The 12,465-nt window shown below is 71.0% G+C and carries 15 protein-coding genes; 13 read left to right on the plus strand and 2 right to left on the minus strand.

Translation table 11 applies throughout. The features are described 5' to 3' along the window. The first annotated feature begins 7 nt into the window (after nucleotides 1-7). From sufC to ACFRKB_RS37810, 4 genes are read left to right on the plus strand one after another with little or no spacing between them, the layout of a single operon-like run. Nucleotides 8-772, plus strand: a complete 765-nt coding sequence (gene sufC / locus ACFRKB_RS37795) for a Fe-S cluster assembly ATPase SufC (RefSeq protein WP_383111127.1) — start codon at nucleotides 8-10, stop codon at nucleotides 770-772. Beyond that, nucleotides 769-2,025: a cysteine desulfurase gene (locus tag ACFRKB_RS37800; protein ID WP_383111128.1), complete on the plus strand. Its 1,257-nt coding sequence runs from the start codon at nucleotides 769-771 to the stop codon at nucleotides 2,023-2,025. The genes sufC and ACFRKB_RS37800 overlap by 4 nt, the downstream gene beginning before the upstream one ends. Nucleotides 2,026-2,049: 24 nt before the next feature. Then, nucleotides 2,050-2,514, plus strand: a complete 465-nt coding sequence (sufU, locus tag ACFRKB_RS37805) for a Fe-S cluster assembly sulfur transfer protein SufU (RefSeq protein ID WP_030353686.1) — start codon at nucleotides 2,050-2,052, stop codon at nucleotides 2,512-2,514. Continuing rightward, nucleotides 2,511-2,849, plus strand: a complete 339-nt coding sequence (locus ACFRKB_RS37810) for a metal-sulfur cluster assembly factor (protein ID WP_030353687.1) — start codon at nucleotides 2,511-2,513, stop codon at nucleotides 2,847-2,849. The genes sufU and ACFRKB_RS37810 overlap by 4 nt, the downstream gene beginning before the upstream one ends. A gap of 70 nt (nucleotides 2,850-2,919) precedes the next feature. On the opposite strand, the gene ACFRKB_RS37815 is transcribed toward ACFRKB_RS37810, so the two are convergent. Further along, nucleotides 2,920-4,062, minus strand: coding sequence for a hypothetical protein (locus ACFRKB_RS37815; protein ID WP_383111129.1), 1,143 nt, complete (start codon nucleotides 4,060-4,062; stop codon nucleotides 2,920-2,922). 108 nt (nucleotides 4,063-4,170) lie between these two features. Between ACFRKB_RS37815 and ACFRKB_RS37820 the strand changes: the two genes are divergently transcribed. The 4 genes from ACFRKB_RS37820 (at nucleotide 4,171) to dapD (ending at nucleotide 6,431) form a co-directional block, all read left to right on the plus strand. After that, nucleotides 4,171-4,491: a DMT family transporter gene (locus tag ACFRKB_RS37820; RefSeq protein ID WP_365974014.1), complete on the plus strand. Its 321-nt coding sequence runs from the start codon at nucleotides 4,171-4,173 to the stop codon at nucleotides 4,489-4,491. Continuing rightward, nucleotides 4,491-5,063: a TetR/AcrR family transcriptional regulator gene (locus ACFRKB_RS37825; protein WP_383111130.1), complete on the plus strand. Its 573-nt coding sequence runs from the start codon at nucleotides 4,491-4,493 to the stop codon at nucleotides 5,061-5,063. The genes ACFRKB_RS37820 and ACFRKB_RS37825 overlap by 1 nt, the downstream gene beginning before the upstream one ends. Then, nucleotides 5,060-5,281, plus strand: a complete 222-nt coding sequence (locus ACFRKB_RS37830; RefSeq protein ID WP_365974016.1) for a hypothetical protein — start codon at nucleotides 5,060-5,062, stop codon at nucleotides 5,279-5,281. The genes ACFRKB_RS37825 and ACFRKB_RS37830 overlap by 4 nt, the downstream gene beginning before the upstream one ends. A 151-nt stretch (nucleotides 5,282-5,432) precedes the next feature. After that, nucleotides 5,433-6,431 carry a 2,3,4,5-tetrahydropyridine-2,6-dicarboxylate N-succinyltransferase gene (gene dapD / locus ACFRKB_RS37835; protein ID WP_365974017.1) on the plus strand — a complete coding sequence of 333 codons (999 nt, stop codon included), beginning with the start codon at nucleotides 5,433-5,435 and terminating at the stop codon, nucleotides 6,429-6,431. A 24-nt stretch (nucleotides 6,432-6,455) separates the two neighbouring features. Here dapD and dapA read toward each other — a convergent pair whose 3' ends face one another. After that, nucleotides 6,456-7,523, minus strand: coding sequence for a 4-hydroxy-tetrahydrodipicolinate synthase (gene dapA / locus ACFRKB_RS37840; RefSeq protein ID WP_383111131.1), 1,068 nt, complete (start codon nucleotides 7,521-7,523; stop codon nucleotides 6,456-6,458). Nucleotides 7,524-7,666: 143 nt separating this feature from the next. Here dapA and ACFRKB_RS37845 point away from each other — a divergent pair, with 143 nt between their 5' ends. The 5 genes from ACFRKB_RS37845 (at nucleotide 7,667) to ACFRKB_RS37865 (ending at nucleotide 12,227) form a co-directional block, all read left to right on the plus strand. After that, nucleotides 7,667-8,323 carry a DUF4232 domain-containing protein gene (locus ACFRKB_RS37845; protein ID WP_383111132.1) on the plus strand — a complete coding sequence of 219 codons (657 nt, stop codon included), beginning with the start codon at nucleotides 7,667-7,669 and terminating at the stop codon, nucleotides 8,321-8,323. A gap of 77 nt (nucleotides 8,324-8,400) precedes the next feature. Then, nucleotides 8,401-9,063, plus strand: a complete 663-nt coding sequence (locus tag ACFRKB_RS37850; protein ID WP_383111133.1) for a hypothetical protein — start codon at nucleotides 8,401-8,403, stop codon at nucleotides 9,061-9,063. A gap of 59 nt (nucleotides 9,064-9,122) precedes the next feature. After that, nucleotides 9,123-9,734, plus strand: a complete 612-nt coding sequence (locus tag ACFRKB_RS37855; RefSeq protein WP_383111134.1) for an SMI1/KNR4 family protein — start codon at nucleotides 9,123-9,125, stop codon at nucleotides 9,732-9,734. 121 nt (nucleotides 9,735-9,855) lie between these two features. Beyond that, nucleotides 9,856-10,560, plus strand: a complete 705-nt coding sequence (locus ACFRKB_RS37860; RefSeq protein WP_383111135.1) for an antibiotic biosynthesis monooxygenase — start codon at nucleotides 9,856-9,858, stop codon at nucleotides 10,558-10,560. Between the two features lie 206 nt (nucleotides 10,561-10,766). Next, nucleotides 10,767-12,227 carry a hypothetical protein gene (locus ACFRKB_RS37865; protein ID WP_383111136.1) on the plus strand — a complete coding sequence of 487 codons (1,461 nt, stop codon included), beginning with the start codon at nucleotides 10,767-10,769 and terminating at the stop codon, nucleotides 12,225-12,227. Nucleotides 12,228-12,465: the final 238 nt, after the last annotated feature.

The raw sequence follows: 12,465 nt of genomic DNA on the forward strand, positions 1-12,465 counted from the left end.
GTCACCCATGGCAACGCTTGAAATCCACGACCTGCACGTCTCCGTCGAGGCCGAGAACGGCCCCCGCGAGATCCTCAAGGGCGTCGACCTGACCGTCAAGCAGGGCGAGACGCACGCCATCATGGGCCCCAACGGCTCCGGCAAGTCGACCCTCGCGTACTCCCTCGCGGGCCACCCCAAGTACACGATCACCGGTGGCGCCGTGACCCTGGACGGCGAGGACGTCCTGGAGATGACCGTCGACGAGCGCGCCCGCGCCGGCCTCTTCCTCGCCATGCAGTACCCGGTCGAGGTCCCGGGCGTCTCGGTCTCCAACTTCCTGCGCACCTCCGCCACCGCCGTGCGCGGCGAGGCCCCCAAGCTGCGTACCTGGGTGAAGGAGGTCCGGGAGACCATGGAGCGTCTCCAGATGGACTCCTCCTTCGCCGAGCGCAACCTGAACGAGGGCTTCTCCGGCGGCGAGAAGAAGCGGCACGAGATCCTTCAGCTCGAACTGCTCAAGCCCAAGATCGCGATCCTCGACGAGACCGACTCCGGCCTCGACGTCGACGCGCTGCGCGTCGTCTCCGAGGGCGTCAACCGCGTCCGCGAGAGCGGCGAGGTCGGCACCCTGCTGATCACGCACTACACGCGGATTCTCCGCTACATCAAGCCCGACTTCGTGCATGTCTTCGCCCAGGGCCGGATCGCCGAGTCCGGCGGTGCGGAGCTGGCCGACAAGCTGGAGAACGAGGGCTACGAGGCATATGTGAAGGGTGGCGTCACCGCGTGACACAGCTGCCGGGCCTGCTCGACACCGAGGCGATCCGCAAGGACTTCCCGTTGCTGGATCGTACGGTCCACGACGGGAAGAGGGTCGTGTATCTGGACTCCGCGGCGACCTCGCAGAAACCGCGCCAGGTACTCGACGCGCTCAACGAGTACTACGAGCGGCACAACGCGAATGTCCACCGCGGCGTGTACACCATCGCCGAGGAGGCCACGGCGCTGTACGAGGGCGCCCGTGACAAGGTCGCCGCTTTCATCAACGCGCCGAGCCGCGACGAGGTGATCTTCACCAAGAACGCCTCGGAGTCGCTCAACCTCGTGGCGAACATGCTCGGCTGGGCGGACGAGCCCTACCGGGTGGACCACGAGACCGAGATCGTCATCACGGAGATGGAGCACCACTCCAACATCGTGCCGTGGCAGCTGCTCTCGCAGCGCACGGGCGCGAAGCTGAAGTGGTTCGGCATCACCGACGAGGGCCGGCTCGACCTGTCCAACATCGACGAGATCATCACGGAGAAGACGAAGATCGTCTCCTTCGTCCTGGTCTCCAACATCCTGGGCACGCAGAACCCGGTCGAGAAGATCATCCGGCGCGCGCAGGAGGTCGGTGCGCTGGTCTGCGTCGACGCCTCGCAGGCCGCCCCGCACCAGGTGCTCGACGTGCAGGCGCTCCAGGCCGACTTCGTCGCCTTCACCGGCCACAAGATGGTCGGCCCGACCGGGATCGGCGTTCTCTGGGGCCGCCAGGAGCTGCTGGAGGACCTGCCGCCGTTCCTGGGCGGCGGCGAGATGATCGAGACCGTCTCGATGCACTCGTCGACCTACGCCCCCGCCCCGCACAAGTTCGAGGCGGGCACGCCCCCGATCGCCCAGGCCGTCGGTCTCGGCGCGGCCGTGGACTATCTCAGCGCGATCGGCATGGACAGGATCGCCGCGCATGAGCACGCCATCACCGAGTACGCGGTGAAGCGGCTGCTGGAGGTCCCCGACCTGCGGATCATCGGTCCGGAGACGGCCGAGGACCGCGGCGCCACGATCTCCTTCACGCTCGGCGACATCCACCCCCACGATGTGGGCCAGGTCCTGGACGAGCAGGGCATCGCGGTCCGGGTCGGGCACCACTGCGCCCGTCCGGTCTGCCTGCGGTACGGAATTCCCGCGACCACGCGAGCGTCTTTCTATCTGTACTCCACTCCGGCCGAGGTCGACGCTCTGGCCGAAGGGCTTGAGCACGTCCGTAACTTCTTCGGATGAGGACCTGAGAGGGCAGGGCAGTTCGTGAAGCTGGATTCGATGTACCAGGACGTCATCCTGGACCACTACAAGCACCCGCACGGGCGCGGTCTCCGGGACGGCGACGCCGAGGTGCACCACGTCAATCCGACCTGTGGTGACGAGATCACGCTGCGCGTGCGGTACGAGGGTTCGCGGATCGCGGATGTGTCGTACGAGGGCCAGGGCTGCTCGATCAGCCAGGCCAGCGCGTCCGTACTGAACGACCTCCTCGTCGGCAAGGAGCTGGCCGAGGCACAGAAGATCCAGGGCACCTTCCTGGAGCTGATGCAGTCGAAGGGCCAGCTCGAACCCGACGACGCGATGGAAGAGGTGCTGGAGGACGCGGTCGCGTTCGCCGGTGTCTCGAAGTACCCCGCCCGCGTGAAGTGCGCGCTGCTGAGCTGGATGGCGTGGAAGGACGCGACGGCCCAGGCTCTGGGCGACAGCGCGACGAAGGAGACGGCATGAGCGAGAACGAGACCCTGACGATCAAGCCGGCCTCGGAGGACGAGGTCCGCGAGGCGCTGTACGACGTCGTCGACCCCGAACTGGGCATCGATGTCGTCAACCTCGGTCTGATCTACGGCATCCATATCGACGATTCCAATATCGCCACCCTGGACATGACCCTGACGTCGGCGGCGTGTCCGCTGACCGATGTGATCGAGGACCAGGCGAAGGCGGCGACGGACGGCATCGTCAGCGAACTCAAGATCAACTGGGTCTGGATGCCGCCGTGGGGCCCGGACAAGATCACCGACGACGGGCGCGAGCAGCTGCGCGCGCTGGGCTTCAACGTCTGAGCGTTCCGCCGCGTGAAAGAGGGCTCCATGATCCGCCCGGGATCATGGGGCCCTCTCTCGTGTGCGGCGTTCAGCTGTGCGGCGTTCCGGCGGCTTCGGCCAGGGTGGGGGCCAGGTTCTCGGTGCGGATGCGCCGGTCCACGTAGAGCAGGTTGAGCACCAGCTGGGGGAAGGTCGTCGTGATGAACTGCGTGATCAGCTGGGCGATCATGAACAGCACCAGATAGCCGCTCACGGCCACGAGGATCTGTCCGGCGGTCGGGTCGACGTTGAAGGTGGAGAAGCTGGACGGGGTCAGCAGATTACCGACGGCGGTCACCGCGTTGACCAGCTGCTGGATGACGAAGCCGGCGAAGGACGCCATGGCGGAGGCCAGCAGCGAGATGCCGAAGATCCGCCACCAGGAGCCGCGTACCAGGGCCGCCGAGCGGCGCAGGGACGCGAGCGGGCCGCGGGATTCGACGACGGCGACCGCCGGGGCCAGGCTGAAGCGGACCCAGAGCCAGATCGACGCCGGGGTGATCGCCAGGGCGCCCAGGAAACCGAGCGAGATCAGCCAGAAGAGATTGGTCGGTGAGGCCTCCACGCTGAGGTAACTGATCAGCGTGGCGATGAAGCCGAGGACGAGCAGGATCATCGGCAGGGCGACGATCAGCCCGCTGAGGACGACGGCGCCGAAAACCGCGGGGAACCGGGCGAAGGCCCGGCGCCAGACCGCGCCGGAGGTGGTGGGGCGGCCCAGGACGGCGCTCTGGACGACCGAGGGGCAGGCGGCCTGGACGGTCGCGTTGGCGGCCAGCAGCGTCGCCATGCCGAAGAGCCAGACACAGCCGAACGCGATCAGCAAGGGCCGGACCTGGGCCCAGGCCGGATCCACGCCGGGGGGCGCGTCGAGAACCGCGCGCAGTTCGTCGCCGACGGCGGCGTAGGCGATGGCCAGCGCGATCCCGACGGCTGCCACGGCGGCGCCGTACACCGCGGCGGCCACCCCGAACAGCTGCTTCCCGTACCGGCCCATCGTGGCGAACGTGCCGCCGAGTATGTCGCCGAGGCCGAGCGGGCCGAGGGGTATCACCCCGGGCTTGGGGGGTGGCGGGGGAGGCGTCCAGCCGCCCCAGCCGTAGGGCCCGTTCCCGTACGGTCCGTTTCCGTACGGCCCGCTTCCGTGCCCGCCACCGCTGCCGCCGCCCCACCCCGTCGTGCCCTGCGTCACCGCTCTGCCCCCGCTCCCCGCCGCTCCGATCCGGACGGCACACCGTAACCGGTGGCCGTGAGGACCGGGTATGTACGGCCGTACGTATCGATGTGTACACTCGTACGCATGGGATACGGACTGCTGGCCGCGGCGATCGCGGCGGAGGTGGCCGCGACGTCGGCCATGAAGTACAGCGAGGGCTTCACCCGGCTGTGGCCGTCGCTGGTGACCGTGGTGGGATATGTCGTCGCCTTCGCCCTGCTCGCGCAGACCCTCAAGACCATCTCCATCGGCACCGCCTACGCGATCTGGGCGGGCGTCGGCACGGCGGCCATCGCCGCCATCGGCATGGTCTTCATGAACGAGTCGATGGCGCCGACGAAACTGCTGGGCATCGCCCTCGTGATCGCGGGCGTCGTCGTGCTCAACCTCGGAGGAGCCCACTGATGACCCGCCGTTACGACCCCGACCGGCGCCAGCGGATCATCGACGCGGCGATCCGCGTGGTCGCGCGCGGCGGTATCGCCGGGCTGAGCCACCGCACCGTCGCCGCCGAGGCCGATGTGCCGCTCGGCTCCACCACGTACCACTTCGCCTCCCTCGACGAACTGCTGATCGCCGCGCTGCGGCAGATCAACGACAGCTTCGCGGTGGCCGTACGGGAGAGCGGCGCCCTCGCGGATCCGGGATGCGACCTCGCCGGCGAGCTGGCCCGGACCACCGGGGAGTGGCTCGCCGGGGACCGTACCGGCGTGGAGCTGGAGTACGAGCTGTATCTCGCGGCACTGCGGCGGCCCGCGCTGCGCCCGGTCGCGGGGGAGTGGTGCGCCGCGCTCGGGGACGAGGTGGCCAGGCGCACCGATTCCGCCACCGCGCGGGCGGTGGTGGCGCTGCTGGACGGGATCTGCCTCCAGGTGCTGCTCACGGACGCGGTGTACGACGTCGAGCACACCCGCGAGATGCTGACGCGGCTGATCCCGGCGGAAGGACCGGGGCCCGGCGGTAAGTTGGCCGCATGAGCGTCCCGTCCGTTCCGCCCGTGCCCCCTCCGGGACCGGAGATCACCTACGCCGAGTGCCGACAGTGCGGAACGTTGATCGCGGGGCTCGACGGCCGCTACAGCTGTGGTGTCTGCGGCTGGGTCAACCACCACTCGGAGGGGCACCGGCCACTGCCCAGGGCCGAGGACGACATCGACCACACGGCGGGCGGCGCCGAGGACAACCGGCTGAGCTGATCCGTCCGGTCCGTCCGGTCCATCTGATCTCTCCGGTCCATCTGATCCGCCCGGTCCGCACCTCCGTTGAGGTACATCCGCACAGGTGGCGATGCGCCCGTCACCTGAGACCGGTTCGCCCGCGCCCCGCCGGGACCGTTAAGTTCGGAGCATGACCGACACGTCTTCTCTCGATTCCTCCCGCACCACCGGCGCCGTCGCCGCCGGCCTCGCCACCCTCACCGAGGACGGCACCGTCCTCGACACCTGGTTCCCCGCCCCCGCGCTCTCGGCCGAGCCCGGACCGGCCGGTACCGAGCGGCTGACCGCCGAGCGCGCGGTGGAGCTGCTCGGCGAGGGCGCGGCCAAAGCCATCGGTCCCGACGCCCGCCGCGGGGTCGAGATCGTCGCCGTCCGTACGGTCATCACCTCGCTCGACGACAAGCCGCTGGACACACACGACGTGTATCTGCGGCTGCATCTGCTCAGCCACCGGCTGGTCCGGCCGCACGGCCAGAGCCTGGACGGCGTCTTCGGTCTGCTCGCCAATGTCGCCTGGACCTCGCTCGGCCCGGTCGCCGTCGACACCCTGGAGACGGTACGGCTCAACGCGCGCGCCGAGGGGCTGCACCTTCAGGTGACCTCGGTCGACAAGTTCCCGCGGATGACCGACTACGTGGCCCCCAAGGGGGTCAGGATCGCCGACGCGGACCGCGTACGGCTCGGCGCGCATCTCGCCGAGGGCACCACCGTGATGCACGAGGGCTTCGTCAACTTCAACGCGGGCACCCTCGGCACCTCCATGATCGAGGGCCGGATCTCGGCGGGCGTCGTCATCGGCGACGGCTCGGACATCGGCGGCGGCGCCTCCACCATGGGCATGCTCTCCGGCGGCGGCAAGGAGCGCATCGTCATCGGCGAGCGCTGCCTGATCGGTGCCGAGGCGGGCATCGGGATCGCGCTGGGCGACGAGTGCGTCGTCGAGGCGGGGCTCTATGTCACGGCCGGTACGCGGGTCACGATGCCCGACGGTCAGATCGTCAAGGCCCGTGAGCTGTCCGGCGCGAGCAATATCCTCTTCCGCCGCAACTCGGTGACCGGCGCCGTCGAGGCCCGTCCGAACAACGCGGTCTGGGGCGGTCTCAACGACGTGCTCCACAGCCACAACTGAAGCCACGGCTCAACTGCCGGCCGTTCACAGCGGCGCGGCGACCGATCCGACCAGCTCGTCGTACGCCTTCAGCAGCCCGTCGGCCGTCTCCCGGCCGGCGGGCCGCAACGGTTCACGCACCGGTCCCGCCGGCCGGCCGAGCGCGCCTAGGGCCTTTCGTTTGGATCTTGCCGGGCTCGCGGGCCCTGGCACCGCGCCTCGCCGCGTTGTCGTCGGTCCACGACGCTCCGCGTCGCCTCCCTCCTCCGCCTTGCGATCCACGGCACCAGACCCCGCTCCCTTATCCGGCCTGATCCAAACGAAAGGCCCTAGCAGCGCCTTCGCGGTGACCGTGCCGGGCAGTCCCGACGCCATCATCAACTCGACCAGGGGGAGCGTGAGTTGGTTGAGCCGTACGGATTCGGTGACCGCGCCCGCGTCATACGCGTCGAGCGCGGCGCGCAGCGCGCGGGGCGCGGCGTTGGCGACCGTACTGACGAATCCGGCGCCGCCGACCGCGTACAGCGGCAGATTCAGCTCCTCGCAGCCGGAGTAGTACGCGAGCGAGGTGCGGGCGATCACCTGGGAGCTGCCGAGCAGGTCGTACGCGCAGTCCTTCACGGCGACGACGCGCGGGTGCGCGGCGAGGCGGAGCATCGTCGCGGGCTCGATGCGGATGCCGGTGCGGCCCGGGATGTCGTACAGCATCAGCGGGATGCCCGACGCGTCGGCGATCCGCAGGAAGTGCGCCTCCACGGCGGGCTGCGGCGGCCTGCTGTAGTACGGCGAGACCACCAACAGGCCGTCCGCCCCGGCCTGTTCCGCCGCCCGCGCGAGGGCGAGGGTGTGCCGGGTGTCCGCGCTGCCGACGCCCGCGACGACGGCGGCCCGGCCGCCCACCTCGTCGCACACCGCGCGCACGAGAGCGGTCTTCTCGGCGTCCGTGGTGGTGGGCGACTCTCCGGTGGTGCCGTTCAGCACCAGCCCGTCGCACCCCTCGGCCACCAGCCGGGCGGCGAGTGCACGGGCGCCGGGCAGATCCAGCTCCCCGGTGGCGGTGAAGGGCGTGACCATGGCGCAGAGGGCGCGGCCGAAGGGGCGAGGAGTGCTCATACCGGCAGTGTCCGCCGAGCGACTGTGAAGGTCCACTTAGATCTGCTTCGGGTGAGGATGAAGCAGCGCTGAAGATAGTGGTCCCGGGCCGTCTGGCATGATCGGCGAGTGCCCCGGAGGGGGCCGGGCGGGGGAGAAAACGCATGGCACGGATACGCCGGACGGCCGCGCTGGCGGCAGGCTCGTTGGTCCTGATGGCGGGGGCGAGCGGATGCTCCGACATCAGGAACGAGATCGACGCCGCGCGGGGCGAGGGTGAGGGAAGGCCGACGGCGGTGGCCTCGGAGCCCCCGGCGCGGCTGTCGGCCGAGCCGCTCCCCAGCCGGCCCGCGAGCCCCGAGCCGTGGGCGGCCACCGGCCCCGGCCGCTGTCTCGCCTCGGGCGTGGCCTTCAGCCATGGCGAGGTGAACGCCGCCTTGGGGATCAGGGCCGTATCGATCGGGCTGCGGAACTGCGGGACGAAGCCCTACCGGGTCAACGGCTACCCGGAGATCGGCGTCCTGGACGAGGACCGCGACCCGGTCGGCCTGAAGCTGGTCCAGGGGAACGAGAGCACCGGCGCGGCCGATGACCAGGGCCCGAAGGAACTGACCCTGGCCCCGGGGGAGTCCGTGGTGTCGGTGTTGCAGTGGAACAACCGGATCACCGAGTCCGGGGCCCACGCGACCGGCTCCCACGTGGTCATCGCCGCGGCGCCGGGCGAGGAACGCGACACGCTCCCGCTCTCCCTCGACATCGGTTCGGACGGCGAACTGCGTGTCACCGCGTGGGCGGACGGGCAGGCCCGGGAGCCGTCCTGAACGGGCGGGCCGGGTGCCCGAATATCGGCATCGAAGAGTGATCGCTGGTCCGTTCGGAATGGGGCAGGATGCGTACCATGACGCGTACGCTCCGCTCCTCAACTCTCCTGGCGTTAGTGGCCCTCGCCCTCGCGACGGCCGCGTGCGGGTCCGAGAAGGCGGGGGCCGGGGAGGGCGGAGGCGGGGGTGCGACGCGTGCCGGCGGCTCGGCCGACCGGGCCGAACTGGAAGCGCGCGCCCGGTACATGCGGTCCGCGATCGAGCTGATCCAGGTGATCGAGGCGGACGGTTTCGAGGTGGCGCCGCAGTCCGTCGGGGTCGTCGGCGGTGACGGCTTCGGGAGCGTGTACGTATCTGCGCGCGACGGGGCGCGGATCCGGCTGACCGTGGACCGGTCCACGCTGAACGCGGCCAACTGCCCGGACACCCCGGTCGAGGAGGCGCCCGGCCCGGTGGAGTGCGAACGGGACGGCGACGCCTGGTACCGCGTCTCCGGGTCCGCGCACGAGTACGCGCGGGCCGAGGACGGCCATGTCGTACGGGTCGGCGCCGACCGCGCCACGGTGGACCGCGACACCCTGCGGCGCGCGGCGGCATCCGCCCGCCCCGCCGACGACCGCGAACTCGACGCCCTGCTGCCGGAACAGACCGCGCCGACGGCGCCTGTCGAGCGCGGCGATCTGCCGCCGGTCGGTGACGGGGCCCCCGACAACAGCGTGCCCGAGGGGGCTTCGGGGTAGCAGAGGCCGGACTGTCAGTGGGTACTGGTGCAATGAAGGACATGGAGGGCATGGAGAGCATGGAGACCGAAAACGCCGATCGGGGCGGGGCCGACCAGGGCGGCGCCGGAGAGGGCGCGGCCGACGGGGGCGAACTCGACGCGTTGCGCGCGGCCTTCCCGGCGGAGCGCTGCCTGCCGCCGCTGGGCTGGGACGGGGTGCGGGCCTTCGAGCGCGCGCACGGAATCGTCCTGCCCGAGCCGTACCGCACGTTCGTCGCGGAGATCTGCGACGGGTGCAGTGACGGGCCCGCCGACATCGACGGACTGATACCCCTGGAGGCGCTGCCCGCCGATTGGGGATGCGAACAGACGGAGCGGGATCTCGCGAAGCCGTTCCCGCTCACCGAGGCGTGGGTGTGGGAGGACGACCCCCGGCCGTACGAGGAGATAGAACCGCTCATCGACGAGGTCTACAACTACGGGAGCGTGGTGCTGGGCACGGACGGCTGCGGTATGTACTGGCATCTGGTCGTCAGCGGTGCGCACCGGGGGCGGATCTGGAACATCAGCGACGTGGGCGCGGCGCCGTTCGGGGCGGTCTTCGGGCGCACCTCCGCGGAAGAGGGCTTCGCGGGCTGGGTGGCGCACTGGGCCACCACGCGCCGGCCGTGGTTCGACGTCGTGGTCTGACGGGGGTGACCGTGTGACGGGTGGCGAGGTGGCGGCCGGTCTGTTGACCTCAACCGCACTTCACATCTGAGCATGGTGGTCGAAGGCGCACCGCGGGGGTGCGCCACGAGGAGGTTCCACCATGCCCGTGCACCTCAGCACCGTCCCTCGGCTCACCCGCCCCGGCGTGGGTCTCGTCCTGGTCAGCACCTGGCGCGTCGGCACGCCCGAACGGCAGCGGGCGACGGTCGACGCCATCACCCGGGCCTGGCGGAGCAGAGAGTGGCCGGACGTGGGGCTGCTCTCGTACAGCGTCTGCACCGGAAACGACGGGGACACCCTGCGCCACTACTCGCAGTGGCGCGACCGGGAGGCGTACGACGCGTTCTCCCGTACCTTCCGGGAGGAGCGCAACGCCGAGATCGACGCCGCCGTGCCCGGGATCGAGCGGGTGGGGCTGCGCTCGTACGAGCTGTACCGCGGCGGGGCCATGGCCGAGGGGGCGACCCGGGTGCCCGGCTGCGTCGTGCTCGTGGAGGTGGAGTTCGAGGGGCCCGACGCCGAGCGGCAGAAGGGCTGGGTCGACGCGGTCTTCGAGGCCCTCGGCACCGATCCCCACACGCCCTCCGGCGGGATCGCGGCGCACTTCCATCTCAGTACGGACGGCACGCGCGTACTCAACTACGCGGAGTGGGAGAGTGAGCAGGCGCACATCGACGCGCTCAACGCGCCGGGGGACGGGGTCGGTTCGCCCACCGAGCAGTGGAAGCGGGTGCGGTCCTATCCCGGGCTGAAGCACAGCACGGTGACGCGGTACACCCCCGCGATCAGCCTCAGCGGCGGGTGAGCCTGCCGCTGCCCGGTGCGGCGGTCCACGTGGGACCTGCGGTCGCCGGGGGTTCTACGCGCGTCAATCTCTTGGCGGCGGCGGTGAGCTGTCAAGGGGCCCTGGGCGTCCGACCGTTGTCGAGTACATGAACCGGGTGGGATGGGCCCAAATGCGTCTACGCTGGGGGCCGCATCGACCGCGTACGCCACAAGGAGAACCACCAGATGCCCGTAGACCGCCCCACCCTGCCGCCGGTGCGACTGCCCTCGGAAGCGGAGCTGGCGCGGGACGCCCTCGCGGCGCCACTGCTCGCCCGCGCGGTACGCCTCGCCCGCTGGGCCGGGCCGGCGACGCGGGTGGGACCCGGCGGCGAACTGGCCGACGAGCAGCTGCCCGCCGCGGCGGAAGTGCTCGACCTCGGCGACGAGCTCTCCGAGGGCGACGGCGAGGCGTACGCCAGCGAGGCCTGGCGGGTGGCGGTCGACACGGGCCTCGTGGAGGTGGACGACCCGGACGACGCGGACCCCGACGCCGAGGGCCACGTCACCACCGGCGAGCAGCTCGGCGTGCTCACCTCGGGCAGCCCACAGGACATCCTGTCGCTCTGGCTGGACGCCCTGGACGTCGTCTTCGCCGACGCGACCGCGCCCGTACTGGACGATCTGGCCGCGGCCATCAGCGACGACGGCGAGATCGATCTCGACTCGCTGGACTGGGACCCTGAGCTGGAGGCGGAGTTCCTGGAGGGCGTCCTCGGCAACCTCTATCTGCTCACCCTCGCGGAGGGCGGCGGCGAGGGGCCGGTACCGCTGCCCGTCCTCGCCGCGTCGATGATCGTGCCCGACGACATGGGCGAGCCCACCGACGACATCCTGGAGCAGGTGTCCGAGGCGATGATGCGGCTGGACGACCAGTTCCGGCTGCTGGAGCCGATCGGGCTCGTCTCGTACGTACCGGTGGACGAGGCGCTGATGGTCGAGGACGCGCAGGACGCGTCCGACGCGTCGATGCCCGTCGACGAGGAGGACGTCACCCGGTACGGGATGGTCCGGCTGACGCCGCTCGGGCTGTACGGGATCAGGTCCCGGATGCTGGAGGCGGGGGTCGACGCGCCCGCGGTGGGCGACCTCGCGGACAAGGACGCGCACGCGCTGCTGGACGGCGTGGCGCACTTCCCCGAGCTGTCGGCACGCGCGGAGACGGAACAGTGGCTGAGCTCGCGCGCGCCCGCCGACGCCGCGCGCGAACTCCTGGCCGCCGCGCGCGGCACGGACCAGGGCGCACCACTGCGCCGCCTGCACTGCCAGCAGGCGCTGTCCCTGGTCGGCGCGGAGGCGGAGTCGGCGGTACGGGAGGTCCTGGACGACGCTGAGCTGGGCGGGCTGGCGCGGGTCTGGCTGGCCGAGCTGGGGGCGGGTGATGTGCCGCCGCCGCCCGAGTCGATGATCTTCTGGCTGGCCATCGACACGATTGCCGCGCAGCTGGACGCGGAGGGGGAACCGGACGAGCTCCAGGAACTGGTCGAGGGGTTGGTGGGGCAGCACAGCGGGTTCTTCGAGGTGGCGTGGCGGGTGGAGCATCCGGCGACGGCGGAGGTCCTGGAGGCGATGGGAAGGCTGCATCGGGACAGGACGGCGTCGAAGGACGCGCGCAAGGCGGCGTTCAAGGCGAGGTCGCGGGGGTAGCCGTTCGCCTCCCGGCGGTGCGCCGTCCGGCGGGGGGCGTGGTGCGGTGCGCCGTCCGGCGGGGGGCCGTGGTGCGAGTTCGCCGTCCGGCGGGGGGCCGTGGTGCGGTGCGGTGTGCCTCCCGGCGTGGGGTCGTGGTGCGGGCCGTCGCTGGTGCCCGGGGGCCGTGGTGCGGGGCGCGGTGGGTGGTGCCGGGGGCCGGGGCCTCCGGAGGTGCGTGTCCGGACTGCTTTCCCTG

The sequence above is a fragment of the Streptomyces scopuliridis genome, assembly GCF_042790125.1.
Lineage (GTDB): Bacteria > Actinomycetota > Actinomycetes > Streptomycetales > Streptomycetaceae > Streptomyces > Streptomyces scopuliridis_A.

Coding starts and splice junctions, on each gene's coding strand:
- dapD (WP_365974017.1), top strand. CDS start 5,433: ATGACCGACACGTCTTCTCTCGATTCCTCCCGCACCACCGGCGCCGTC.
- sufC (WP_383111127.1), top strand. CDS start 8: ATGGCAACGCTTGAAATCCACGACCTGCACGTCTCCGTCGAGGCCGAG.
- ACFRKB_RS37825 (WP_383111130.1), top strand. CDS start 4,491: ATGACCCGCCGTTACGACCCCGACCGGCGCCAGCGGATCATCGACGCG.
- dapA (WP_383111131.1), bottom strand. CDS start 7,523: ATGAGCACTCCTCGCCCCTTCGGCCGCGCCCTCTGCGCCATGGTCACG.
- ACFRKB_RS37830 (WP_365974016.1), top strand. CDS start 5,060: ATGAGCGTCCCGTCCGTTCCGCCCGTGCCCCCTCCGGGACCGGAGATC.
- ACFRKB_RS37850 (WP_383111133.1), top strand. CDS start 8,401: ATGACGCGTACGCTCCGCTCCTCAACTCTCCTGGCGTTAGTGGCCCTC.
- ACFRKB_RS37860 (WP_383111135.1), top strand. CDS start 9,856: ATGCCCGTGCACCTCAGCACCGTCCCTCGGCTCACCCGCCCCGGCGTG.
- ACFRKB_RS37820 (WP_365974014.1), top strand. CDS start 4,171: ATGGGATACGGACTGCTGGCCGCGGCGATCGCGGCGGAGGTGGCCGCG.
- ACFRKB_RS37865 (WP_383111136.1), top strand. CDS start 10,767: ATGCCCGTAGACCGCCCCACCCTGCCGCCGGTGCGACTGCCCTCGGAA.
- ACFRKB_RS37845 (WP_383111132.1), top strand. CDS start 7,667: ATGGCACGGATACGCCGGACGGCCGCGCTGGCGGCAGGCTCGTTGGTC.
- ACFRKB_RS37855 (WP_383111134.1), top strand. CDS start 9,123: ATGGAGACCGAAAACGCCGATCGGGGCGGGGCCGACCAGGGCGGCGCC.
- ACFRKB_RS37810 (WP_030353687.1), top strand. CDS start 2,511: ATGAGCGAGAACGAGACCCTGACGATCAAGCCGGCCTCGGAGGACGAG.